14 protein-coding genes and 1 riboswitch are annotated in these 24,902 nt (G+C 43.5%); of the genes, 5 read left to right on the top strand and 9 right to left on the bottom strand.

Annotated elements, in window-relative coordinates; genetic code table 11:
* Positions 1-119 precede the first annotated feature (119 nt).
* A complete protein-coding gene (locus MSG37_RS05440) occupies positions 120-1,172 on the top strand; it encodes a LacI family DNA-binding transcriptional regulator (protein WP_248469557.1) in 1,053 nt (350 codons plus the stop codon).
* Here the strand turns inward: MSG37_RS05440 and MSG37_RS05435 are convergent.
* The 6 genes from MSG37_RS05435 to MSG37_RS05410 form a co-directional block, all read right to left on the bottom strand.
* The gene (locus MSG37_RS05435; RefSeq protein WP_248469556.1) at positions 1,147-2,832 is read right to left on the bottom strand and encodes an alpha-amylase family glycosyl hydrolase; all 1,686 of its coding nucleotides are present in this window, start codon (positions 2,830-2,832) and stop codon (positions 1,147-1,149) included. The genes MSG37_RS05440 and MSG37_RS05435 overlap by 26 nt on opposite strands.
* A complete protein-coding gene (locus MSG37_RS05430) occupies positions 2,825-4,354 on the bottom strand; it encodes an MFS transporter (RefSeq protein WP_248469555.1) in 1,530 nt (509 codons plus the stop codon). Before MSG37_RS05430 ends, MSG37_RS05435 begins: the two co-directional genes overlap by 8 nt.
* Positions 4,355-4,474: 120 nt before the next feature.
* Positions 4,475-6,952, bottom strand: a complete 2,478-nt coding sequence (locus tag MSG37_RS05425; protein WP_248469554.1) for a TIM-barrel domain-containing protein — start codon at positions 6,950-6,952, stop codon at positions 4,475-4,477.
* Positions 6,953-6,963: 11 nt separating this feature from the next.
* The gene (locus MSG37_RS05420) at positions 6,964-8,859 is read right to left on the bottom strand and encodes an alpha-amylase family glycosyl hydrolase (protein ID WP_248469553.1); all 1,896 of its coding nucleotides are present in this window, start codon (positions 8,857-8,859) and stop codon (positions 6,964-6,966) included.
* A 28-nt stretch (positions 8,860-8,887) separates the two neighbouring features.
* Positions 8,888-10,399, bottom strand: a complete 1,512-nt coding sequence (locus MSG37_RS05415; protein WP_248469552.1) for a tryptophan halogenase family protein — start codon at positions 10,397-10,399, stop codon at positions 8,888-8,890.
* A gap of 61 nt (positions 10,400-10,460) precedes the next feature.
* Positions 10,461-13,202, bottom strand: coding sequence for a TonB-dependent receptor (locus MSG37_RS05410; protein WP_248469551.1), 2,742 nt, complete (start codon positions 13,200-13,202; stop codon positions 10,461-10,463).
* Between the two features lie 597 nt (positions 13,203-13,799).
* Between MSG37_RS05410 and MSG37_RS05405 the strand changes: the two genes are divergently transcribed.
* Positions 13,800-15,413, top strand: a complete 1,614-nt coding sequence (locus tag MSG37_RS05405) for an alpha-amylase family glycosyl hydrolase (protein ID WP_248469550.1) — start codon at positions 13,800-13,802, stop codon at positions 15,411-15,413.
* Between the two features lie 177 nt (positions 15,414-15,590).
* Here MSG37_RS05405 and MSG37_RS05400 read toward each other — a convergent pair whose 3' ends face one another.
* The 3 genes from MSG37_RS05400 to MSG37_RS05390 form a co-directional block, all read right to left on the bottom strand.
* A complete protein-coding gene (locus MSG37_RS05400; RefSeq protein WP_248469549.1) occupies positions 15,591-17,000 on the bottom strand; it encodes an amidohydrolase family protein in 1,410 nt (469 codons plus the stop codon).
* Positions 17,000-20,038: an amidohydrolase family protein gene (locus tag MSG37_RS05395; protein ID WP_248469548.1), complete on the bottom strand. Its 3,039-nt coding sequence runs from the start codon at positions 20,036-20,038 to the stop codon at positions 17,000-17,002. The genes MSG37_RS05400 and MSG37_RS05395 overlap by 1 nt, the downstream gene beginning before the upstream one ends.
* A gap of 155 nt (positions 20,039-20,193) precedes the next feature.
* Positions 20,194-20,586, bottom strand: a complete 393-nt coding sequence (locus MSG37_RS05390; protein ID WP_248469547.1) for an H-NS family nucleoid-associated regulatory protein — start codon at positions 20,584-20,586, stop codon at positions 20,194-20,196.
* Between the two features lie 357 nt (positions 20,587-20,943).
* Between MSG37_RS05390 and MSG37_RS05385 the strand changes: the two genes are divergently transcribed.
* The 3 genes from MSG37_RS05385 (at position 20,944) to MSG37_RS05375 (ending at position 24,697) form a co-directional block, all read left to right on the top strand.
* Positions 20,944-21,693: an electron transfer flavoprotein subunit beta/FixA family protein gene (locus tag MSG37_RS05385; protein WP_248469546.1), complete on the top strand. Its 750-nt coding sequence runs from the start codon at positions 20,944-20,946 to the stop codon at positions 21,691-21,693.
* The gene (locus MSG37_RS05380) at positions 21,693-22,616 is read left to right on the top strand and encodes an FAD-binding protein (RefSeq protein ID WP_248469545.1); all 924 of its coding nucleotides are present in this window, start codon (positions 21,693-21,695) and stop codon (positions 22,614-22,616) included. Before MSG37_RS05385 ends, MSG37_RS05380 begins: the two co-directional genes overlap by 1 nt.
* A gap of 196 nt (positions 22,617-22,812) precedes the next feature.
* A riboswitch (Lysine riboswitch) is annotated at positions 22,813-23,036 on the top strand.
* 80 nt (positions 23,037-23,116) lie between these two features.
* Entirely contained in the window at positions 23,117-24,697 is a 1,581-nt protein-coding gene (locus tag MSG37_RS05375; protein ID WP_248469544.1) for a Na+/H+ antiporter NhaC family protein, read from the top strand.
* Positions 24,698-24,902 lie beyond the last annotated feature (205 nt).

The following is a 24,902-nucleotide window of genomic DNA, read 5'->3' as shown; positions in this document are numbered from 1 at the left end:
CTAATATGTCCTCTAATTGTTGCGACTCTGTTGATTGACTGTACCTTTTTTGCCGTGGTGATATACTCAAAATTGCTTAAACCAATAATAAAAATGTCCCACCCATAATAGGAAATATAATGGTGAGTACAAAAAGCAAAGCTAACTCTTTTGATATCGCCCACCTTGCAGGCGTATCCCAATCAACGGTTTCCAGAGCACTGCGTAATAGCCCGTTAGTTAAGACGGAAACCATTGCAAAAGTGCAAAAAATTGCGCGTGAGTTCAACTATAAAGTCGATAAGCACGCGAGTAGCTTACGTACGAAACAGAGCACCACGTTGGCCCTACTATTATTTGAAGACCCAACATCTGACGACTCACTTATTAACCCTTTTTTCTTGTCAATGTTGGGCTCTATTACTCGAACTTGTACCGGTAAAGGCTACGATTTATTAGTTTCATTTCAGCATCAATCTAATAATTGGTATGCTGATTTTGAAGATAACCATAAAGCTGATGGGGTTATCTTGCTTGGCTATGGTGATGATGTTGATTATCAACCTAAGCTTAAACAGTTAGAAAAACAGGGTACTCAATATGTTCGTTGGGGAGCATCATCAGGCACTTTATGCGTTAGTAGTGATAACCGCCAAGGTGGACGCCAAGCCACTGAACATCTTATCGGCTTAGGCCATCAGAAAATTGCATTTATTGGTACTGCATCTCACCATTACCCTGAGTTTTTTGATCGTTATCAAGGCCATGCTGAAGCCTTATTAACAGCGGGGCTATCACTTAACCCCAAATTACAACATGATGCGATTACCACCGAGAAAGAGGGGTATGAAGCTGCGAACAACTTATTGCTTCAGCATCAGCGCCAACCCTTTACCGCTATTTTTGCCGCCAGTGATTTAATTGCTATCGGTGTTATGCAAGCCTTAACTCAGCATGGGTTAATCCCAGGTAAAGATATCGCTTTGGTTGGCTATGACGACCTTCCTTTTGCGCGATTTACCCCAGTGCCGCTGACGACCGTTAGGCAAAATACCAAATTGGCGGGTGAGGTACTGGTCGACAGTTTAATTCGTCGGATTCAAGGGCTACCACATGAGGCAGAGAGCATTGCCACTCAACTCATGATCCGCCATAGCTGCGGTGCTATTACTCCGCCAGATAGAGACCGCTAAGCTTTGTTTTAATATCTTGTGTTAGCACTGCATTATCAAGCACAAGCACGCGAACGCCGTGGGCAGGAACGGTAAATACCTGCTCAGTTGCGAGTAGTCTCTGTTGCTTGATAAGTGGTTCACGCCACTCTCCTTGGGGTAAGTCTTCGACTTTTATCGCTTGCGCCACATCACTTTTGTTTAGTAGCACAAGGCTGATTTGCAGGCCTTGCTCTTGCTGTAGTATCCGATAAAACGCAGCAGTGTTTTCAGTAAAATCAAGATTAACCTGCAGGCCGCGCTGTAAGCTTGGCAGTGATTGACGAAGGGCTGCAATTGGGATTAACGCATTACGGATAGGATGTGTTAGTGCTTGTTGTACCCCTTGTTCACCATAGTAATTACGATTACCGAAGTGCTCACCTTTACCGCGCTCAAAGCCCATCTCAGAGCCATAATAAATCACTGGAATGCCACGAGCGGTAAATAGCCAATTGTGAGCATCGATAAAACCATTATCATCCGCAGCCATGCGTGGCATATCATGGTTATCGTAAAAGGTGAGTAGATCATAGGGGTTACGATAAGGATTATTTTCAGCTTTTAAATACAAAGCAGCCAATAACGTATGGTAATCAGCACCATCAGCAAACACTTGGTTTAAGGCCGCTTTAAGCGGAAAATCAAGTACGCTCATACCGCCATTTTCAGACTGGGTATATTGGCCTATCTCATCAGCGTCAAACGAGTAAACTTCACCAAACATAAATAAATTCGGATACTGCTGGCGAATTTTACGGGTAAACTCGCCCCAATGCTGCTTAGGTACATGTTTCACAGTATCGATTCTAAATGCACTGGCGCCTTGTTGCAGCCACTGTAAATTTGCGCCAACAAAATAATCCATTACCTCTGGATTACTGGTATCCATGTCTGCTAACTGGGCAAGATCAGGCTTGTTGTTAAACCAAGCGTGTAGTGGTTCATTAGCTTTTAATGCTTGTGGCGCTAGATTTTGATGGTCAGCAACTAAGTTATTATCTTTATCAAATAATTTACCGTAGAAACTCGATTTCGCTTGCTCTGCACTCATAGTATAAGCGGGTGAACCATGGTTAAGCACGACATCTAAAATGGTGCTAAGCCCTTTATCAGCTAACGCTTTATTCAACGCTTGATAGTCAAGATTTGCTGATGGCAGATGCTTATCTAGCTTATAAAAGTTGGTCCCCCAATAACCGTGGTAAGCAGCCTTATTGCGATCCATTGCAAAGCCTTCAGGTTTTATCTCATCACCGCCACTGAAAGCTTGTGCGGGGTTTTCAACGATAGGGGTCATCCAAATCGAATTAAAGCCCATTTCGCGAATATAGTCGGCATGCTCAAGTAAGCCTTTAAAGTCACCGCCCATAAAGCCCACATTTGCCTGCTCTCCTTTAAGCGATATTGGCAACATATAACCAGAATCTTGCGGGTAGTTGTTACTTTTGTCACCATCAACAAATCTGTCGGTGACTACAAAATATACTGCATTACTGGCGAACGGTTCATTAGTACCAACAAGAGCTGTGTCGGCTCTTATCTCAGCAACACTAGGCGTAGCGGCTACAGTCATGCTCGCCATTAATAATGCTGAGTGTAATAAATTGACTTTATGAGTAACTGACTTGTGCTTAGCCATGCGCTTTCTCCTTTAATGAGGTGAGTGGAGATGGCTGGTGATTTAAGCGCACGCGAAACACCAAAATACTTGCAATCACAAACGCAACTGCACCAATTATGAGTGAATATAAAGGCTGATTATCAAAACCATAGCGTAGTAATAGCCCCAGCACGCTTGCTGCAAGTAACTGTGGAATAACAATAAAGAAGTTAAAAATCCCCATGTAGACGCCCATTTTTGCCATTGGTAGGCAACCCGCTAGCATCGCGTATGGCAGTGAGAGTATTGAAGCCCAAGCAAACCCAACACCTACCATAGAGAGCAACAAGAATTTAGGCTCTTTAAACCACAAGAATGAAGCAAGTCCGAATGCGCCTAATAACAGGTTAACGCTGTGGGTGAGCTTTAAGCCCCAGTTTTTTACCATAATAGGGATCATCATCGCGGCTAGGGCGGCAAAACCGTTATAAGCGGCGAATAATACACCGACCCAGTTTGCTCCTTCGTTATAAAGGTTTGAGCTTGGGTCTTCGCTACCAAAGTGATGCGAGGTGACCGCTGCGGTGGTATAAATCCACATGGCAAATAATGCAAACCACGAGAAAAACTGTACCCATGCTAGCTGGCGCATGATGGTTGGCATGGCGAATAGATCATTCATGATGGTATCAAAGCCAGAGTTCTTAGCCTGTTGACGACGTCGCCAAGCCATTAAGTACTGGGCTAAACCAAATGCCATGAGCGCAAAAGTTAGAATATAAAGTTGTTTATCTAAGGCAAACCATGCCACCAATGCACTGGCAACAATAGCAGGGAGCAACCAGCGCCATGCAGACGACAACCACTGGGTTTGCGACATTTCTTCTGATGAGGCTGTGCTTTGTTGATCTTTTGGGGTGAAGGCTTGCAGTTGCTCTGGGCTATATTCTTTACTGCGAATAACAGTCCAGCCAACTGCAATAAATAACACTAAGGCGCCACAATAAAAGGCATATCGAACCGTATCAGGGATAACACCTTCAGGGGCTACATTGCTAACACCAACCTGACTTAATATCCAAGGCAGCATTGAAGCGACTACCGCACCAATACCAATAAAGAAGCTTTGCATTGCGTAACCTTTTGCTTGCTGTTTTTTCGGTAGGTTATCGCCCACAAAGGCCCGAAACGGCTCCATCGAGATATTAATCGATGCATCAAGGATCCACAGCATACCCGCTGCCATCCAAAGTACGCTCGAATGTGGCATCACCACTAATGATAAAGAGGTAAAAATAGCGCCGACTAGGAAATAGGGACGACGGCGGCCAAAGCGATTCCAAGTATTATCACTCAGGTAACCCACAATAGGTTGAACCATTAAGCCTGTTACTGGGCCGGCAATCCAAAGGATCGGGATTGCATCCATATCGGCCCCAAGCGTTTGGAAAATGCGGCTCATATTGGCATTTTGCAGAGCAAAACCAAATTGGATCCCTAAGAATCCGAAACACATATTCCATATTTCCCAGAAACTTAAATGGGGTTTTTCATTTATCATATCAGATCCTCTTATTATTATTGCTGTGGATCATGCCGATAAGTCGTTGGCAATGGTTAGTCAATGTTTACTCAATGGTAACTAACTTGTTGCAAGAGCGGCAATATCCTGCATACGTATTCATGAAGGGGAATTCGCTGCCAATGAGATCTCGATTTTGCTTGTTGCTTGGGTCCCTAACAGTGTAAATGACACACTTAAGCGCCCAGATTGCCACTGCAGAGGTTGTGATTGGTCATTAACTTCAACTTGAGTTGGCGGTGCTGCTAACTGCAAAATACTCAATGTAATTTGACGCCCTTCAGGCCAGCGAACTTGTCCTTGAGATTCAATATTAATAGTTAATTTCCCATTACTTACCCGCGAGTCAAACTTAAGTAACTCATACTGTCCAAGGGCCAAAGTATTTGGCGTAACGCCGTCATCATCGAACATTTCACCGTGACTAGTGCTGACACTGGCATCAAAATAGTAATCAAGGTTCAGTTGTTGGGTTTGATAGTCTTTACTGCCGAGGAGGGTACCTGTCGCTGTTTGAGGATTATTCAGCGTAGGAATAAAGCTACCTGCGCGCACTAATACTGGAAGGGTATCCATGTTTACTGCCTGAGTAACTTGTTGGCCACCTTCAAAGCGTTCATCACTGAAATAATCAAACCAAACACCTTTGGGCAGTTCAACTTTAACCAGCTTTACACAGGGGTCGACCACAGGGGTAACTAACATGGCATCACCAAATAGATACGAGTCTTTATTGTCAAACTGTAGAGGATCTAAAAACATTAACGGACGCATAAAAGGCAGACCGGATAAGCTATTTTGATAAGCTAAGGTGTAAATATAGGGCAGTAACTGATATCTAAGCTTGACGAAGGGTCTAAGTCTTTGCTGCACTTCATCACTGTGAAATACCGGCTCTGGCGCAATATGATCTTGGGCATGAGGTCGATAGATAGGTTGAAATACACCGTATTGTAACCAGCGCGTATAAAGCTCTGGGTCAAATTGCTCGCCACCGGCAAAGCCACCCAGATCTGAGTGAGTATAGCCTAATCCAAACATACCCATTTGTAGGCTTAGTTCAACTTGCGGTTTGAGTCCACTCCAGCTGCGAGCAACATCCCCGGTCCATGGCAACATGCCGTAACGTTGGCTTCCGATAAAGCCTGAGCGCATCATAATCATCGGGCGCTGCTGTGGTTGCCATTGTTGTAATTTATCTGACAGCATTGCAGCCCACTGATGACCATAAACATTATGCAGGGTATCTGCATTGACCATGGTGGCGTTAACATTACTGTCAAGCGACTGTTCAAGCCTATGGTATAGAGTTGATGGATGAACTTCTGGCTCGCCTAAGTCACCCCACCAACCAGCAACGCCTTGCTGCATCAGTTTGTAGTAAATATCGCCGAACCATTGCTGCCCCTCTTTAGAAAACACATCGACTAATGAGGTATTACCAAAATAAAAGTCAAACGTGCCGACCTTGCCTTCACTATCAATAGCAAGAGCGTTGTTGGCTTTCGCGTCATGCCAACGCTCAGTGTTAGTTAAAATAAAAGGCTCGGTAATAAGCACGGTATTCACGCCTGCATTGGCAAGGTCGCTGATCATCTTTTCAGGTTCAGGGAATGCTTGAGTGTCCCAGTCCAGTTTACCCATATGACCTTTAATATCTTTACCAAACCAGTATAGATCGAGTACTAAAGCATCTAATGGGAAGTCCTGCTTAGCAAATTTAGCCACGGTTTGCACGACTTCATCTTGAGTACGATAGCCAAATCGTGAGGCAAAATTACCTAATGACCAACGGGGCGGCAGTGGTTGGCGACCAATAGCGTAGGTTAAGTTTTCCACTAGCTTGGGGTAATCTTTACCAGCTGCGACAAGATAAGAAGTGCGCCCAGATTGAGCTGAAAACTCAAGAATATCCGGGGCAGTTTTACCGAGGTCTAAGCTGCCTGTCCCACTATTATCAAAGAGCAGCGCATATCGTTTAGATGACATAACCGCAGGCAAGCTGTAATACATTTGCTCTGCACGTTCGCCATACCCATAGGCTGCCTTGTTATATAACGGTAGCTTGTGGCCGCGCCTGTTCATGCCTAATACACGTTGGCCACCACCGAGGAGTTTCTCATTTTTATCAAGTTTGAATCTAAAACCACGTTCAGTGTTGGTTAACACTAAGCCAGCTTCCTCTTCAACAAGTGGTGTGCTGGAGATTACTTTTGAATGTTCTGCCTCTAAAAACCTTAATGCAAAAGGCTCTTTGTTAATTTCAACACAGAGCTGTGGCGCACAGTAATTTAAACCATGTGCTAATGTCGTCAAAGCGCCTTTTGTTGGAGTGCGATTCTCTGCAATTGCGTAGTTTGGCAAGGTGACGGTATCGTTATTGGCATAATCAACCAATACAGCGCCGGCACCGTAAGCTGAAAGTGTCACTAAACCACTTAAGGTGTTTAGCTTTAATTGGGTGTCAGTTTGTTGCCAGTTAATCAATACATTAGGTTGTGGCTTAGCGATTTGATTAGCGAGTACAGGTAAGTTGAGTAAACCCGCAACTGCAAAACTTAACAGTAAAATACGCATTATTGTATTCCTTATTGCGCCGCAGGCATGATAAGAATTTGGCTACCATAACTTGGCAAGGTTAGACTTATCTTTGCTTTGCCAGCGCCAACTGTTAGTTGCGCTTGAGACTGCATTTGAGTGCTTAGTAGGTTTTTAAGTGCATAACGACCAGGTGCAAGCTGCCATGTTTTTATCAATGAGGCTGGCAACTTAACGCTGATTGTTTTACTTGAATCAGTAAAGTTAGCTAGCACAACAGCACGTGCATCACCATGCCAACGGGCAAAGCTAAACACCTGCGGGTCGTAGTTATCTTGCTGTAAGTTTGTACTATGTAGGTCTTGGTAGTGACCTTGAAGTGCAGGGTGCTGACTGGCTTTTAATAACTGCTGATATTGACTGCGCAGGCTTTGTTGTTTTGCTGATAAACCAGCGCCATCAAATTGTCCTTCATTAATCCAGCCTTGCATTGACTCAAGTCCCCAATAATCGAAGATGGTAGTGCGGCTCGCTTTACCAAAACCAGCATCTTTTAGTGCTGCTTCACCGACTTCTTGAGCGAAATACAACATCACTGGCCCATTACCTACTGTGGCGCTAACAGTCATTGCAGGTAAGGCTTTTTCAGCACTGCCTGCAAAGTCAGGGTGGGCGATACGTTGCTCATCATGATTTTCTAGAAAGTTAACCATAGCTGCATCAATATCGAGATTACGCTCAATGGTTTCAACTAAGGTGTCAGGTTTAGCTTCAGCGCGGATCACCGCTTTGAGTGAGTCGTAAAGATCAACCTTGTTATAGAGGTAATCCATTTTTCCGAGCTGAAGATAATCACGAAACAATTCTGGTTGATAAACTTCAGCTAATAAAAACGCGTCAGATTGACTATGTTTAATTGAACTATTGAGGTAACTCCAAAATTCAACCGGTACTAGCTCAGCCACATCAAAGCGGAAACCATCAACGCCTAAGGCTAACCAGTATTGAGCAATTTGATTAAACTTAACCCATGTATCCGGTATTTTCTTACCCTGCCAAAACGCATAATGCTGCTGCCATGAGGCCTGACGTAAATGTTCAGGCAGTGAAGGAAAATCATAACTGCCATCTAGACGAACCCCGTAGTTAAGCTTTACCGTTTCATACCAATCATTCATATCTGGGCGAGCATTGCGGCTGCCATTACCGGTCCATTTAGCGGGGACTTCAGTAAATTTACCGTCTGCAGCGGGATGAGACTCACCGCCAAGTACTTGGTAATCATCGCGCCATAAAGGTACTTCAAAAGGTTTCTCTGTGGCGTAGTAAAAATTATTATCGATGGCGTAGGCTTTGGTTTTATCATCATTTTCACCAAAATCTTTCACGCCTTCAGGCTGGCTATAAGAGTGATAGTCTCGGGCGACATGGTTTGGCACTAAATCGATTATGACTTTAAGACCATGACGTTGGCTGCGTTTTACCAACGCGGTAAATTCCGCTAAGCGCTCAGCTGGGTTAACGGCAAGATCGGGGTTAACGTTATAGTAATCCCGAATCGCATAAGGTGAACCCGCGCGTCCCTTTACGACATCGGGATCATCAAGTTTAAGGCCTAGCGCGCTGTGATCAGTCACCGAGGCGTGGTGTAAAATGCCGGTATACCAGATGTGGGTCACGCCTAAGTCTGCAATCGAGGCGAGGGCGGCATCGTTGATGTCATTAAACTTGCCGCTGCCATTTTGCTCCACAGTACCCCATGGCTGGTTATGGGTGTTTTGGTTACTAAACACGCGAGTGAATACTTGATATATCACCGGTCTTTTCGCTGCCTCATTAGTGGTGCCTGCTTCTGCGGCTAAAGGCTGAGATGCGTAACTTGTAGGAGATAACAAAAGCGCCGCACCAAGTGCCAGGATCTTTGTTATTAAAGGAGAGTATTTCATGTATACCTCTAGGTTTTATTCTGTGAAATTAGTGCGAATTGGCCGGGCAATACTGGGCTAAAAACTGCTGATGAGTCGGCAATTGCACCACTCTTGCATTAATCAGTTGTTGTAGGTCTAAAAGATAACGATTTAAGTCGTTAAGATTGATGCCATTGGCGATGGGGTGATGGAGAGTCGGCTGTATGCCTTGGCCCAACATCACTTGTAACCATGCCGGTTCGGCAAACAGTTCATGTTGTTCGCGCTCCACATGGCCGCAGGCTTTAAATAGGTCGATTCGTCTTTGTAGTTCTGGCGGAATAGGCATTTTCTGGCAATATTGCCAGAGTGGCTCTTCACGCCTGTTAAGATGATAGTGCAAGACTAAAAAGTCACGAATTTGCTCAAATTCACGTGCAGACTGGCGGTTAAACTCTTGGCGTAAGGCTGCAAAATCATTACTTTGTGGAAACAGTTTTATAAGGCGTAAAATACCTGATTGCACCAGATGAATGCTGGTGGACTCAAGAGGCTCTAAAAAGCCGCTGGCTAGCCCTAATGCAATGCAGTTTCCTTGCCATTGCTTTGCTCGGCGACCGGTTTTAAATCGTATTAATTTAGGCTCTGCTAATGATTTGCCGGGTAAATTTGCCAATAAGCACTCTAATGCTTGTTCCTCTGACCAAAAACGGCTGGAGAATACCATGCCATTACCGCTGCGGTGTTGAAGCGGAATTTGCCACTGCCACCCGCCCTTATGGGCAATAGAGCGGGTATAAGGTGAGATTGAAGTGTTGGCGTCATTTTCACAGGGCACAGCCCATGCTCTGTCACAAGGGAGTAAGTCACTCCAATCAATAAATTCGGTGTTTAATGCTTCACTTAATAATAGGCTTTTAAAGCCTGAACAATCGATGAAGATATCGCCATCTATAATCTGCTGGCTATCTAAGATTAAGCGCTGAATATTGGTGTTATTTTTACATAATTCAACCTTATTAACTGTGGCTATCAGATGTTTAACGCCTTGTTTTAAACAAAATTGCTTGAGAACGTTGGCATATTCAATTGCATCAAAATGATAAGCATGAGTGAGATCGGCTATCGGGTTACTGGTGTTAGTGGCACTATTTGTGTGGCTAAAACCGAAGCGTCCTGCTTTAGCTGCCATCGCATTAAATGAATAGTCCCAAAATGTTGAAGACGATTGTTGTTGCTTTAACCATGCGTGATGAAAGCCCATTAAACCGAGGGGGCGGCCTATATCACCAAATGCATGAATATAATTATCTGTAGGTGTGTTCCAGCCTTCAAATTGGATCCCCAATTTAATGCTGGCTTTGGTGGCTGTCATAAAGGCTTGTTGATTCAAACCAAGTGCTTGATTAAATGATGTCAGCGGTGGGATTGATGCTTCGCCAACCCCAACACTGGCTATGCTAGTAGACTCTATCACAGTGATCTGTACTTGGTTGCCTAAGGTTTTACTCAGCATTGCTGCAGCCATCCAGCCGCTACTTCCACCACCGACTATCACTAGCTTTTTCATCTCTAGCACCTCTGCGAACTTCTAGGTTATTGCTAGAGGGAGCGTTAATGCTCACCTCTAGCATAGATCTCTAGAATGTGTAGTTAACACCTAACATGTAGTTACGACCGTATTGCTGGTAATCACGGATCTGGCGGGTATCTCCATTTTGATAAGTCACAAAGGGCTCGTCAGTTAAGTTATTTACCTGCAATAGCACCGACAGACCATCAACACCAAATTCAGTGAGGTCGTAGCCAACTTGTGCGTCCACTAAGGTTTCAGATTTAACATACACTTGGTCACGAGCTAGCGAGCGGCCAGTTACTTCACCTAAGAAGTCACTACGGTAGCGTGCGCTGACACGGGCTTGAAAGCCATAGTCTTCAAAATACAGCGTTGCGTTGGCGACTTTCTCAGAAAGACCCGGTAAGTCGATTGGATCTGATTCATCGTTTTCTTGCACTTCACTTTCGTTATATGCACCACTTAGAATCACACCAAAACCAGATAGGCTGTCAGTAATTACTGCACCTGTAACATGAGCTGAGAACTCTAGTCCGCGAATATAACCGCCATTACCGTTTTGAGGGCTAGTGAACAGACCCTCTTGTAGCGCTGGCTGTGGATCTGGCACTGTAATGTCACTGAAGTTATAAGTGATAGACTCGTCATAAACGTAGTTTTCTAAGTCTTTATAGAAAGCGCCAAAAGCAAAGTAACCTTCATCTAGGTAGATCTCGTAACCAAGATCGTACTGCCATGCCATCCAAGGTTTAAGCTCAGGGTTACCTCCGTTGCCGCTCCAAGGTGAATTGTTGATGTCAGTACTACCCGAAAGTGATTGGTCGTAGTTGTAGCTTAGGCTGGCGTTCATTTTATCCATGCGAGCGCGAGAAAGTGAACGTACAGCAGCAAATCGAACTTGATGTCCGTCAAGTACTTGCCATGCAAGGTTAACGCTTGGTAGCCATTCGGTGTATGTGTCACCACCGGTGTTATCTTGAATCGATACCGTGCCATCATCACCCACCGTGGCAGCTTTACCTGTAGATTCTTGTTTAGTGTGTACCACTTGTAACCCAAAGTTACCTACAAGACCGCGATCAGCAAGCTCGGTGTCGATTGATGCCATTACATAACCAATGGTGACATCTTCTTTTACACTCCAAGTGTTAGTTGCACGGCTAGCAACCGTTTCACCTTCTGAAGTGATGTCGTAGATCCCGCTGTTATAGAGTGCTTCCGCATCATAAGTGAGAATATCACCCATACCGATGAAGTCTAAAGAGGTTGGAGAAAGCAGGTACTCAGCTGGAACAGCCATGGTATCTGGGTAGTTGTTTAACGTTAGGAAGAAACCTTCATCTTTTTTAGCTTTTTCACGTGTGCTGTATTTAACACCAAACTCAATTGCATCGATTGGTCCATCAGTAATTAAACGCTCGGCACTTAAACGCACTGCAGAAAGCTCGTCAGTAATGCTTGGTGTATTAATAAAACCATCTTGAGCATCGCCAGGCACTGTTACACCGTTACCCCAGCTAAATGGTCCACCAAGTTGTACGAGTGTTGGGTCGGCATAGTTAATTGATGGGTGGAAAGTTGCACCACGGTCGCCTTGCATTTCAAAGGCTAAATCTTCACATCCACCTGGAGTGCAGCCATTACCACGGCTGGTGCCTGAATAAGTTTCTAAACCAAAGTCAGTACGGTCTGCTTTTGAGTAAGACAGATCAAGTTCTGCGCTCCAGTCATTATTTATTAGGTAGTTACCATTCCAACCGAGTGCATAGGTATCCGCTTCACGCTTATTAACATCGTTACGCACTAGTACTTTAGAGTTTTGAATAATCCCTTCAGTGACTAGGCCGTTGCTCTCTGCTAACGAGGTCACGCCATCATTCGCCCAGCCACTGCCCCATGAACCTGGGATCTCAATACCACGTAGTAATTGTTCATCACTAAATTTAGTGTAATAGGCATCGAACGTAGAGCTAAAATCTTGGTTTGGCTGGTAATCGACAACTAGCATTAAGCCATCACGCTCTAATAGGCTAGAGCGAACATAAGGTTTTGCCCCACCTAGGACTAGCGGGCTGTCTGCACTATCATCAAGGGTTGGGTAGCCCCATGCCTGCCAGCGTTCTTCTTGATTTGGTGAGTAAAGTTTTGCATAGCCCAGTGCGACACCAACAGTATCATCAAGGAATTGGTCGATATAAGACACACTAGCACGATAACCTTTATCCTTACCGTCTGAATTGAGCTTACCTAAGTCGTTATATTCCCCACGAGCATTGACTGCGAATACGCGATCATCAAATGATAAAGGCTTAACGGTACGCATATCTACAGTACCACCAATAGCTTGAGACAATAACGCTGCGTTAGGTGTTTTATATACAACCACAGAGTTAATAAGCTCTGAAGGGTATTGGTCAAACTCAACCCCACGGTTGTCACCTACAGTTACTTGCTCACGGCCGTTTAGTGTTGCTGTGGTAAAATCAGGTGCGAGACCACGAATCGATACGACGTTAGCGCGACCATCAAGTCGCTGAGCGGCAAGGCCTGGTAAACGTGCGAGTGACTCTGCAATACTCACATCGGGTAATTTACCAATCTCTTCTGCATTAATAGACTCGACAACTTCTTTAGATGACATCTTTATTGCTTGTGTCGCTCGCATACTGCCGCGGATCCCCGACACTTCAATGACCTCAATAGGCTCATCAGCCACAGTGCTTGTTTCTTCTGCTGCGGTCACTGTATAGCTAAAACCAGCGACACTTAACGCCATCATAATCAGACTCGGTTTGAACACTGACATATGTTCCCCTCCAGATGTTATTTTTATTTTAATTTTGCTTGTCTGTTTTGAACGAATACACGACCACAAACGTCAGTCAATAATCAAACCAAGCAAGAGTAATGTTGTTAACGCAATGACCTTCGCACTGTGAAAGCCCTAAAGACAAATTACTGCATACGTATTCATGGCATTGTGTTTAGCAATTTTGTGACAATTCTCTTGCAAAAGCTCGAATGGATTAGATGGCTGTAAAATACCTTCCTTACTTAAATCATTGTTATTGTTCAGGTAAATTTTAAGTTGAAGTTGTGCGTGGCAGATGTGTATTGCAGCACTCTATTAATAATTGTGCAATCTATTATTAACTTAGATTGGTGGTTTAATCACTAAAACAGTGCTTCTTATTTTGCTAAACGTTAAATCTATATTTTAAATTATAAATAAAACAGTGGTTTAGGTTTGTATTGAAAGGAAGGGGATCTTGCATACGTATGTAAATTGACCTTGAGTTGTCAGCAGCTTACCTTTGTTGCAAATAAACGTCAGATCTACTTTTAGATCGTGCGTATAACACTTGGCTTACTGTTAAGTGTCGAGTTTCCAGAGGTTTATAATATGAATAATAAAGAATGGTGGCGCGGTGCAGCTATCTATCAAATTTACCCAAGAAGTTTTTCTGATAGTAATCATGATGGGGTAGGGGACCTGCCCGGTATAATCGAGAAACTTGACTATGTCGCTGAGCTAGGTGTAGATGGTATTTGGATTTCGCCATTCTTTAAATCACCAATGGCAGATTTTGGTTACGACATTAGTGATTATCGCGATGTCGACCCTTTATTTGGTACGTTAAAAGATTTTGATACCTTGTTGGATAAAGCACACGGTCTGGATTTGAAGGTGATGATAGATCAAGTGCTGAGTCATACATCTGATCAACATGCTTGGTTTCTAGAAAGTCGCCAAGATCGTAACAATGCTAAAGCAGATTGGTATGTATGGGCTGATGCCAATCCTGATGGTACACCTCCTAACAATTGGTTATCTATCTTTGGTGGTGGCGCATGGCAATGGGAACCTAGGCGTGGGCAATATTACTTACATAATTTTCTAAGTAGCCAACCCGACCTTAACTTCCACCATCCTGACGTGCGTAAAGCTGTACTCGATAATGTTGAGTTTTGGCTTAAACGGGGGGTTGATGGCTTAAGGCTTGATGCGATTAACTTCTGCTTTCACGATAAAGCCCTGAGAGACAATCCTGCTAAGCCGCCATTAGAGCGCCAAGGCCGTGGCTTTAGCACCGATAATCCATACGCGTTTCAGTACCATTGCTACAATAACACCCAGCCCGAAAACCTAGAGTTTATTGAAAAACTGCGACAATTAATGGATCGCTATCCGGGTACCTGTTCTTTGGGCGAAATATCTTCAGAAGATTCATTAGCCACGATGGCAGAATATACCCAAACGGGTAGATTGCATATGGGTTACAGCTTTGAATTATTAACCCCAGATTACAGTGCGGCTTATATCCGTGAAACCGTTGAAAATCTCGAACAGAAAATCAGTGGTGGATGGCCATGTTGGGCATTTAGTAATCATGACGTTACCCGTGTAGCTAGCCGGTGGAGTATGGGCGAAGCAACGCCGGCTCAAGCTAAAATGCTTAATACACTTTTAGGGTGTATACGCGGTAGTTTATGTCTATATCAAGGTGAAGAGTTAGGGTTAACCGAAGCTGAAATTCCATTCGATAAGTTACAAGACCCATACGGCATAAGCTTTTGGCCTAACTTTAAAGGTCGTGATGGTTGCCGCACTCCTATGCCTTGGTTACACGCTGAAAACCAAGCGGCCTTTACTAGTGTTGAACCGTGGTTGCCGATAGCAAAGAGCCATCTAGCACGAGCAGTCGATCTGCAGCGTGAGGACCCGCAGTCGGTGTTACGTCATAGCCAAGCGTTTTTGCATTGGCGCAAGCTGCAACAAGCGCTCATAGAGGGGGAAATTGAGTTTATTAACTTACCAGAACCCTTACTTGGTTTTTGGCGCCGTAGCGAACAGCAAAATGTACTGTGTATTTTTAACTTAGGCGACTCTGAAATCTCTGATTCATATGTTGATTCACTCGTTAATAGACTTGATTCTATTGGTCCTCAACGAGCATCGATACAAACTAATAACCTCACTTTACCTAGTTATGGATTCGCGTTGTTTAAAGCTTAACTATATCTACTAGTATCAGGATATTATCGTTCAACGAGAGCTTGTAGAGAGCTTCGTAGGAGTTGAATGATTCTGAGGTAATGCCATTAACGGCCGACATTTTGTGGCAAATAAAAAAGTGCTCATTAAGAGCACTTTTTAAAGGATTTACTTTTATTGCGCTATAAGTCTGAAATTCTAGCGCTTTAGATACTTTTGATATAGCTGTTGATGACGATTATTCAAATCAATTTTGCGACCATCAATATAGATAGACTCAATACCGGCTTGCATAGGATCTAAAATATCGCCCGTCGCCAAAATAATATTGGCTTTAAAGCCTGGGGCTATTGCCCCCATATCGTCAATATCCAATATCTTAGCAGCATCTAAAGTAATGCTTTGCAGTGCTTCATCTTTGGTTAGTCCGTAAGCGACGCTTTGCCCGGCAGCAAAGGGCAGGTTACGGCTATTCCAGTCTGATGAGAAACCTAAGGCAAAAGGTACTTGTGCTTGCTTAAGTAGCGCTGGGATCTTAAAGGCTAAATCAATTGGTTCATCTTTACGCTTTGGTAAGGCGAGAGTCTGATTATAAACCACCTTAGCATCGACCTCTGCTAACGCATCTGCTATTCGCCATGCATCGTATCCGCCTACAATAACAATGCTAAAGTTGTATTGCTTGGCCAGCGTGATGGCTTGTTCAATTTGTTGCTGTGATTGGGCGTGAATAAATAGTTGAGCATTGCCTTCATACAGCGGCGCAAGTGCTTGCCAGCGAAGATCTATCTTATCGATTTTACCCGCTTGCTTTGCTAGTAAATAACGCTGGCCATCAGCAAATGCATCGAACACCTTAGTAATACGGCGTTCAAGATCGGCTAATTGCTCCTTACGCTTATCATCATCTTTGGATAACCAGCGAACGTGGGGCCAATACAGATGAAATTGTTTATTCGATTCAACTAGCGCATCTTCAATTGTCCAACTGTCCATTGAAACTAAAGCCGATTGTCCTGATAAACCGTCGCCTTGAGGTACAACTTGCGCATGAGTAATGCCATTAACTCTGACTGTTGGAATAATTTCTGAGTCTGGATTAAACGCGGTAATTGCTTCTAACTGCGGATTAATAAAGCCCACTTCATAGGCATCGTTACTTGGGCGCATCATTTCTACTTCAACTAAACCCATAGTTGTATCAAGCGCAATAAGCCCTGGATACAAGTGTTTGTCGCTAGCATCGATGATTTGCGCTTGGCTAATTAGCTCTGCTTGGTTAATTAATTGGGCTTGATTATTTAATTGGGCATAGTCAGATTGTTGCACCGTAGCCGATGTAGCAGCTGGTTCGGTTGTAAGCTCTAAATCTTTTGATACCGCAATCACCTTGCCGTCAGCAATAAGCACATCACTATCGAGCATAACGCCATTGGTAACTGTGTGCACCGTAGCATTGGTAAACAGGATCGGCTGGCTTTGGGCTGCTGTTGGCAGCATGTCATGGCTATTGGCCATAAAGCTGATTGGTAAGCTCAATAGCGCGATGGCTTGTAATAAGGCATTTGGCTTAAAACCAGTTTGCTTAAAAGAGGTTATAGATTTCATTACAGCGCTCCTGTAGCAGACTGCCAAGCATTATAGTGAGTGTCGCAGTGCCATTCAGGCTCCATCAAATCAATAGGTGTTTCTCCCTGTTTATGGGCATCGTCACTTAACAGGACTTTTTGAATGAGAGCGGCACGTTCCTTAGCAACATTAGCTTGGGCTAGTCTATCTTGCTTGCGATCAAAATAGCGGCGACCGTCAATCCAAGTTGACTCAACTTTGGCATAAACAGACAGTGGGTTAGTATCCCAAAGTACGATGTCAGCCTGTTTGTCTTCCACAAGCGAGCCGACTTTGTCGGCAATGCCTAATTGAATCGCGGGATTAATAGTGATCATATTCCAAGCATCAACAGCAGACATACCGCAATACATCATAGATTTAGCGGCTTCTTGATTGAGACGGCGCTGCATTTCGTAATCATCAGAATTAATACTGGTTAGCACGCCTTTGTCTTGCATCAAGCAGGTGTTTTGAGGAATGGCATCATATACTTCAAACTTATATGCCCACCAATCAGAAAAGGTTGATGCGTGTGCGCCATGTTTAGCCATTTCGTCTGCCACCTTATAACCCTCAAGAATATGAGTGAAGGTACCCACTTTAAAGTTATAGGCTTCAGCTAGACGCAAGAACATTAAGATCTCAGATTGCACATAAGAGTGAATGTGAATAGTACGCGTTTGCTCTAACACCTCGGCTATCGCTTCTAAGCGGTAGTTATATTGTGGTGCAACAGTGCGTCTACGCTCGCTTGAACGCATTCTTTTATAGTCATTTTGTGCTTTGCGATAGGCAAGGGCTTCATTAAAGGCTTCACTAAAGAGTGATTTCACACCAATGCGGCTTTGTGGGAAGCGGCGGGTGTAATCATCGCCCCAGTTACTTTGCTTAACGTTTTCACCAAGAGCAAATTTAATGCTTGCTGGGGCTCCATCAAACTTCATCTGCTCAGCATTATCCCCCCATTTTAGCTGGATAACCTGCGCTTGACCGCCAATTGGATTGGCACTGCCATGCAGCAGTTGCGCTGTGGTTACACCGCCAGAAAGGCTACGATAGATAGCAATATCATCAGGGTTAATTACATCACCAATACGCACTTCAGAGGTAATAGCATCGGTGCCTTCATTGGTGCCACCATTGAGGGCGATATGAGAATGCTCATCAATAATACCTGCTGTAATGTGTTTACCGCTGGCATCGATTACGGTAAAGCCTGACGGGGTCTTAAGGTTTTGGCCTATCTCTTCAATTTTACCGCGGGCAATAATGAGGTCACTGTTTTCCAGTACACCGGCTTTATCAGAGGTCCAAATCGTTGCATTTTTAATATGGACTTTATCTAGCTTCGGCTGCTGGTTTAGACCATAAGCCACGTTAGGTGAGGTTTGCTTTGAAATCAGCGTATAAGCCTTGTCTGCTTGTTTATCCGTGTTTTCTTCGGTTAATGGCGCTAACTTTAGTCCGCCGAATGGCAGAGTTTGGTTATTTGCGTCAAGCATTCTGCCTCTTAACCCTTGCTCATCTAACCACAAAGTGAAGCGGCTAACGCCGTCAAAGCCTGCATCAGATAGATCGGCACTAAAGGTAAGTCGGCCCGACTGATAATTCATATTGGCGAGGGTAATTTCTTGCTCGCCACTTGATAGGCTGCCACTTAGTGGTGTGGTTTGGTTAATTTTTAAATCTAGGCTAAGTTCACCCAGCTGTATTTGATATTGATTATCAAGCAAGGCGCGGTCTCGGTTGATCAACTGCTGCTCTTGGCCTTGTAGCCACATGCTAACAATTTTACCGTCTGTAAAAATATTACCATCGGTAATAACTAAATCGGCCATAAAGCCTGGTTCAAGTTTACCGGCAAAGTTCTCAATACCTGATATTTCGGCAGCTTCAGTCGTTAATGCCGCTAATGCTGCTTCTTCAGATAGACCACGTTCAATGGCTAATTTTAATCTTGGCCAAAACTTATCAGCGTCAATGCCATGTTGAGTTAATGCAAATGGAATTTCAGCATTTTCGACCAGGGTTAAATTACTTGGTGCGCGCTCCCAGTGTCTTAAAGCGGCAAGGCTGACCTCGCGCTCACTGTCGCCATCTATTATTTTTGGTGCAGCGGGATAATTAAGCGGAAGTACTAGGCTAAAAGGGTAATCTTTTAATTCGGCTAACCTTGCGTATTCGCGGCCATTACCAATTAGGCTGCCGCGCAGCTCATGCTCATTTAATAGTTTAGCGGCACGTAGCTGGTTATTTAAATTCTTGGTATCAAAGATGAAACTTTGTTTCTTAGGATCAGCTAATCGCTCTAAGGCGATATTAAACTCAACACTGGTATTTGAGTTTGAATTCTTATTTTTATTGGCATTATACCAATTGGCGTCTGCAAAGGTTTGTCTTATTAATGCCATGCTCCCCATTAATGATTGTGGGTAGTCTTGAATAGATGAGCCTTTGTTAAATGCCATAAATTGGCTAGTGGTTGCATTATATATAACATCGTTAGCTTTCTTATCAGCTAAAGATAAAGTCACGCCTTGGCCACGGAATATGCCATCTAAATAACTTGATTGTACGCTAGTAAAGCCATTGTTTATCCATTTCTTGGCCTGAGCTTTATCTGGGTAAACATAATTAAACCATTGCTTTTCAGAGTGAATCGCACCGTTACTCGCATTACCGCCAATTCGCTTTATTTCGTAAACTGGGCCTGATGTATCTTCTACTACCGGCTCATATTCAATAGCGTAATCAGTAAATGGGTCAATAAAGCCTGGATATATAGTGTGGCCGGTTAGGTCGATAACAAATGCATTCTTGGGAATGTCGTTATCTTTAACAATGGCTTTAATTTTACTGTTTTCTATTAATAGAGTGGCATTTTCGAGCATTTCCCCGGGCGCTAGCATCAGCGATGCATGGGTTAGAGCGGTGAGTCTCGGGGTATTGTCGGTGAGTTGATCGTTGGCAAGTACTGCTTGAGTGTATAACAAGCTAAGTATCGCGATAGGGGCTTTGATTATATGTTTACGCATATTCTACTTATTATTGTTAGATAAACAGGAATTTGTTGAGCATATCCTAACTTATTAATAATGACTAAGCAGTATTTGTAACTATCAATGTAATAAATTTAACTTAAAAACGAAAAAGCCCGCATAATTGCGGGCTTTTTGGAAGTAACTTGAAATTAAATCAAGAAGTCTTCCATTGTTTTGCCTTGCTCAAGCTGATTTTTAAATACAGTTGGCATACGGCCTTGACCTGTCCACTTAACCATTTCGCCTTCAACTTCAATTTGGTATTTAGCTGGACGAGGAGCACGCTTTTTAGGAGCTGCTTTAACTGCTGCGCCACCAATATCATCTACTGATAAACCGATAGCTTCCATTTGCTTACGAATTTCTTCAATCTTAGCATTACGCTCTGCCATAGCCTCTTGCTCTTCGGCTTCTTGAGAGGCTTTTTCTTCAATAATCTTTTCTAATTTTACTGCTAGTTCTTTTAAATCATTAAGTGACAATTCTTTAACTGCAGCTTTAAAACGACGGCCATGCGTCAATATTTCAAGAAAATCGCTCATAGTTATTTAGTTCCGATTAAGAATAAGATGGGAATAACAATATTGAGATAAATAATAGAAACTATTTGCCTAGGGATCAAATATTATTTTTGAATTAAACATATTCACTATTTATATCCTTTAATAGTTAAATTGAATAACAGAACGAATAATATGGGTTAATAAATGTTTTATGCCTGTTTAATTCAAGCAAACATAATGTAGTGTCAACCTGAGTGAACAGGTGTTTGAAACCTAGTTGACGTTAACGTTAACAGCACGTAAAGTGAGCTTAATTTTAGCAATCTAAGCTTGGCGTTATTTTGCATCTTGATTGCTTAATCCCGATCATTAAAAGAGACGTAAGAAGGAAGCCCTATGAAAGTATTGGTGCCAGTTAAACGGGTCGTCGATGCCAACGTAAAAGTCAGGGTAAATGCTGACAATACTGGCGTTGATACCGCAAACTTAAAAATGGCGATTAACCCATTTTGTGAAATTGCGGTTGAAGAAGCCGTTCGTTTAAAGGAAGCAGGCAGCGCCTCTGAAATTGTGGTGTTAAGCATTGGGCCTAAAGCGTCACAAGAGCAATTAAGAACAGCTTTAGCACTGGGTGCCGATCGCGCAATTCATATCGAAACAGATGAAGATCTAGTGCCACTTTCAATTGCTAAGCTTATTTATGCTGTGCAGCAAAAAGAACAAACTGATCTAGTGATCCTTGGTAAGCAATCAATTGATGGTGATAATAACCAAACCGGACAAATGCTAGCTGCGATAGGTAAAATGCCACAGGCAACATTTGCATCTGAAGTTAAGCTTGATGGCGATAAGTTAGTTGTCACACGCGAAATTGATGGCGGCCTACAAACAGTTAATCTCGCTTTACCTGCTGTGGTTACAGCGGATCTGCGTTTGAACGAACCTCGCTACGCCAAACTACCTAATATCATGAAGGCCAAGCGCAAACCGCTTGAATCGCTGACTCCAGCAGATTTTGACGTAACACTTAAATCTCACCAGAACATTATTAAAGTGAATGCGCCTGCACAGCGCAGTGGCGGTGTCATGGTGGGTTCTGTTGAAGAGCTAGTTGAAAAGTTAAAAAATGAAGCGAAGGTGATCTAATGGCAATTTTAGTATTAGCAGAACACGATAACGCCAGCCTGAAACTTGATACGGCAAAAGTGGTTGCTTGTGGCCAAGCGATTGGCGGCGATATTGATGTATTAGTCGTTGGCCATGATTGTGGTGCAGTAGCTAGCGAAGCGCAAAAGCTCAGTGGCGTGCGCAGTGTATTAGTTGCCGACAGTGCATCTTATGCAAACCATCTTGCTGAAAACGTATCAGATCTTATGCTGGCCATCGCATCTGATTACGAGCATGTATTAGCTGCAGCTTCAAGCTTTGGTAAAGATGTATTGCCGCGCGTTGCTGCGCTATTGGATGTTTCGCAACTTTCAGAAGTGATTGAGGTTTTTAGCAGCGATACTTTTGTTCGCCCAATTTATGCGGGTAACGCATTAGCGACTGTGCAGAGCTTAGATGATAAAAAAGTGATGACAGTGCGCTCTAGTGCATTCGATGCCGTGGCTTTAGACGGCAGTGCAGAACTTGTCACTTTAGCTCAAGACATTGCGCCGCAAGTTGAGTTTGTCACACAAAGCCTGACTGAATCAGAGCGTCCAGAGCTAGGTAGCGCATCAGTCGTTGTATCTGGCGGCCGCGCATTAGGTAATAGTGAAAACTTTGGTATTTTAGAGCAACTAGCCGATAAGCTAGGTGGCGCGCTTGGTGCGTCTCGCGCGGCGGTTGATGCGGGCTTTGTACCAAACGATTTGCAAGTGGGGCAAACCGGTAAGATTGTTGCGCCAGATCTGTATATCGCTGTGGGTATTTCAGGTGCGATTCAACACTTGGCGGGTATGAAGGACTCGAAAGTGATTGTGGCTATCAATAAAGATCCTGAAGCGCCAATTTTCCAAGTGGCGGATTATGGTCTTGAAGCAGATTTATTTGATGCGGTGCCACAATTATTGGCGCAGCTTTAATCAAATAACAGCAATGACGCATATGCCATTAACCTAGTCAATTGTTTCAAATTGGTTTTGAGTTTGTTGTTGTTCTTGATGTTGATTTGGTATTGTGTGTGATCTGTGTCACGATAAGCGGCTTTAGAGTAGCATCTCTAAAGCCGCTTATGTTTTTATGTCCGTCACGCTTTTTGAGCTAGTCTTAAATTGCGTCCTGAGAAGTAGAGGTGCATTAAATATCAGTATCGATAAGTAGGGTGATGCCGCTGATCTATCGAGAAAGGATTTGATGCCGAAGTGACATAGCATATCGGGGCTAGTTGCTGGGGCTGTGACCAAATAGGGGCAGCACTGCCATAGTATTTTCTTATCTGGAAGATAAGAAATTTTTATATTAATGACGAACCATTAATATGGCTATGGAGCGCTACTGATAGGACAGGTGTAATCAGATATTTATTGCTATATCCCACCAGTTCAGTCGGCCTCCATTCGTATTTAGCGAAGAAATTAAAACAATGACAATTATAAGCTATGCCGATTCGGCTTTATCGCTGCTGCCTCCGGTAGCGGCAATCGTACTTGCGATGTTAACTCGTCGTGTTCTACTGTCACTGGGTGTGGGGATTGTATTGGGGGCTTTACTGCTTACCGATTTCTCGGCTATGCAAACGGCACAATACCTAGGTGAAAAAGTATCCGCTCTGATTTGGGATGATGGCGCGTTAAATAGCTGGAATCTTTATATTTTAGGCTTCCTTGTACTGCTTGGCATGATCACGGCTTTAATCACTGTGAGTGGCTCATCAAGAGCATTCGCCGATTGGGCACGTAACCATATTCGTAATAAGCGCGATGCAAAACTACTAACCATGTTTTTAGGTTGTGTAGTATTTATCGACGATTATTTTAATAGTTTAGTGGTTGGTAGTGTGGCAAGACCCCTTACCGACAGATACTACATTTCTCGCAGTAAACTGGCTTATTTGCTTGATTCTACTGCTGCGCCAATTTGCGTGATCTCACCAGTATCAAGCTGGGGTGCATATATTATCGCATTAATCGGCGGGATCTTAACAGCTCATGGTTTTACTGACACAGGCCACTTAAGTGTGTTTGTGCAGATGATCCCGATGAACTTCTACGCAATTTTTGCGCTGTTATTACTGCTTTGTGTTGCCTTGATGGGGCTTGATATTGGTCCAATGCGCCAACATGAGCTTAAAGCGCAAAAAGGCGAGCTTTATGACGAATCTAAAGGTTTACCACCAGGCGCTAACTCAGACTTACCAGAAGCTGATACAGGTAAGATCATGGGCTTGTTCTTGCCAATTACTGTACTTGTATTTGCGACTTTCTACTTTATGGTTAGCAGCGGCGGTGATGCTCTAGCTGCCAAAGGTGCAGAATTCAGTTTAATTGGTGCGTTTGAAAATACTGACGTTGGTTCATCGTTATTCTTTGGTGCAGCAATTGGTCTAGTGGTTACTCTAGCGCTGGTTATTTACCAAGGCGTTGAAAAATCGATGATCGCTAAAGGTCTATTCGAAGGCGCTAAGTCAATGCTGCCTGCTATCTATATCTTGCTGTTTGCTTGGACAATTGCCGGCGTAATTGGTCAGTTAGAAACAGGTAAGTACATGGCAAGCCTAGCAACCGGTAATATTCCATTTGCCATGCTACCGGCAGTACTATTCATTCTAGCTGGTTTGACAGCGTTCTCTACCGGCACTAGCTGGGGTACCTTTGGTATCATGCTACCAATTGCAGCAGATATGGCGATGGGTAGTCACACAGGCATGATGTTACCAATGCTTGCGTCTGTGCTTGCTGGCGCGGTATTTGGTGATCATTGTTCACCGATTTCAGACACTACGATTTTGTCATCAACAGGTGCAAACTGTCACCATATCGACCACGTTATGACGCAGCTTCCATATGCGTTAATCGTTGCTGGGATAAGCATGGCGGGTTACTTAGTGCTTGGCTTTACCGAGTCTGTAACCGCAGGTTTAATTGCTTGTAGCGTATTATTCGTATTAAGCATTATTGTACTGCGCATTAAATCTTGCTCGCCAGATGCTGCTTGTAAGCAATAAGGCTACAGATTAATTGGCTTAGTGAGTAAAGGCTAATTCATAAGATTAAACCGCTCTTTATTGAGCGGTTTTTTTATTGCCTAAATTGTTGCTAGGGGATAGTAGGATAATCGCTAATGACTATCTCGAATGGCTGCCAGATATAAAAAAGCTCCCTGATTAGGGAGCTTCTCTTTATAAGCCTATGTGCTTACTGCTTACTGCT

Source organism: Shewanella sp. 1CM18E, assembly GCF_023161665.1.
In the GTDB taxonomy this organism is placed as follows: Bacteria; Pseudomonadota; Gammaproteobacteria; order Enterobacterales; family Shewanellaceae; genus Shewanella.
Note: the sequence above shows the minus strand (reverse complement) of the source record. Positions and strands in the feature narration are given on the sequence as shown.

Coding starts and splice junctions, on each gene's coding strand:
- MSG37_RS05400 (WP_248469549.1), bottom strand. CDS start 17,000: ATGAAATCTATAACCTCTTTTAAGCAAACTGGTTTTAAGCCAAATGCC.
- MSG37_RS05390 (WP_248469547.1), bottom strand. CDS start 20,586: ATGAGCGATTTTCTTGAAATATTGACGCATGGCCGTCGTTTTAAAGCT.
- MSG37_RS05435 (WP_248469556.1), bottom strand. CDS start 2,832: ATGGCTAAGCACAAGTCAGTTACTCATAAAGTCAATTTATTACACTCA.
- MSG37_RS05410 (WP_248469551.1), bottom strand. CDS start 13,202: ATGTCAGTGTTCAAACCGAGTCTGATTATGATGGCGTTAAGTGTCGCT.
- MSG37_RS05405 (WP_248469550.1), top strand. CDS start 13,800: ATGAATAATAAAGAATGGTGGCGCGGTGCAGCTATCTATCAAATTTAC.
- MSG37_RS05420 (WP_248469553.1), bottom strand. CDS start 8,859: ATGAAATACTCTCCTTTAATAACAAAGATCCTGGCACTTGGTGCGGCG.
- MSG37_RS05385 (WP_248469546.1), top strand. CDS start 20,944: ATGAAAGTATTGGTGCCAGTTAAACGGGTCGTCGATGCCAACGTAAAA.
- MSG37_RS05430 (WP_248469555.1), bottom strand. CDS start 4,354: ATGATAAATGAAAAACCCCATTTAAGTTTCTGGGAAATATGGAATATG.
- MSG37_RS05395 (WP_248469548.1), bottom strand. CDS start 20,038: ATGCGTAAACATATAATCAAAGCCCCTATCGCGATACTTAGCTTGTTA.
- MSG37_RS05380 (WP_248469545.1), top strand. CDS start 21,693: ATGGCAATTTTAGTATTAGCAGAACACGATAACGCCAGCCTGAAACTT.
- MSG37_RS05375 (WP_248469544.1), top strand. CDS start 23,117: ATGACAATTATAAGCTATGCCGATTCGGCTTTATCGCTGCTGCCTCCG.
- MSG37_RS05425 (WP_248469554.1), bottom strand. CDS start 6,952: ATGCGTATTTTACTGTTAAGTTTTGCAGTTGCGGGTTTACTCAACTTA.
- MSG37_RS05440 (WP_248469557.1), top strand. CDS start 120: ATGGTGAGTACAAAAAGCAAAGCTAACTCTTTTGATATCGCCCACCTT.